The sequence below is a fragment of the Legionella maioricensis genome, from assembly GCF_023618015.1.
Classification (GTDB): domain Bacteria; phylum Pseudomonadota; class Gammaproteobacteria; order Legionellales; family Legionellaceae; genus Legionella; species Legionella maioricensis.
Genome location: NZ_JAJKBJ010000062.1, coordinates 1 through 954 on the forward strand (window position 1 = coordinate 1; position 954 = coordinate 954).

Genomic DNA, 954 nt, shown 5'->3' on the forward strand with positions numbered 1-954 from the left:
TCTACTGCAAAAATTGCAGGAACCGCACCATTGGCTGTGAGTTCAAAATAAGTAAACTGACCATCATCAAACACGTGTTTGGGTACTAGCTGCGGGCTGCCACTAAAGCGATAGGCTGCATTCACTACTTTGGGTTGTGCTGGTGGAGTTGCTCTGTGGGTATTTATCGTGGTGCGTGATTGTGTTTCTGGATAAACGAACTTTAAGGCATAAGTCTGCTGTTCGTGAATTGGCTCTACCTGTTTACTGCTCTTTAAATGAAAGTAATAGGCATGTTTATTGGTAATCACCGTCATATTGGTATTGGAATCAAATGAAGTGGGCTTTATAAATACGATGTTGCCTAGTTCGGGGTGATTGGTGACCATCCATGCGGTGGTATCACCTCCCTCAATGTCTAACACTTCTTCTTTTTCCGCAAATTGAATTTGAGTGGTTGTAAAGGGTACTCCATGAACGGGTACCACATCATTATCACGATAAGCTACTTGTTTGATGCGTACATCCTGAGGCATGGCTTTGGGATTATTTTGTGCGTGAAGGCCTGTCAAAGGAATAAGACAGGCGAGACTAATTAATAATTTATTCATGCATGAGCCTCCGCTGCTCTTGGTTGTTTGCTGTAACGGGTCACTTCAAAGCCATCCCAATTTTGCCAACGCGCTTCGGGTGATGTGGGTGGGGCAGTGTAGTTCCATGAAATCATGGCGTTGTAATGTGTTGAGGTGGATTTGCCACTCATCTTGTCGGTATCCACCAGACTAAATACCACTTCTGCAAGAGCATGGTGATCTTTGTGCAGGTCTTCTTCATTAGCTAAAAGCGAATCAAGAAAATTAATACTGTAGATTTTCACTTCACGTTTCATCTGATTACCCAATACATGAATCGGTGAGGATTTATTGGATGCCTCATGTTCATTGACGTATTCCTTCGTGACCGAGTTATTGGACA

Annotated in this window: 2 protein-coding genes; both read right to left on the reverse strand. The window is 43.1% G+C overall.

All coding sequences use genetic code 11. From position 1 onward, the window contains the following. Positions 1 to 590 (reverse strand): TrbG/VirB9 family P-type conjugative transfer protein (locus LOX96_RS17485; RefSeq protein WP_250456483.1); only part of this gene is annotated, 590 nt, incomplete at its 3' end. Further along, the coding region (locus LOX96_RS17490; protein ID WP_250456485.1) for a VirB8 family type IV secretion system protein at positions 587 to 954 on the reverse strand (368 nt) is incomplete at its 5' end. The genes LOX96_RS17490 and LOX96_RS17485, both read right to left, overlap by 4 nt.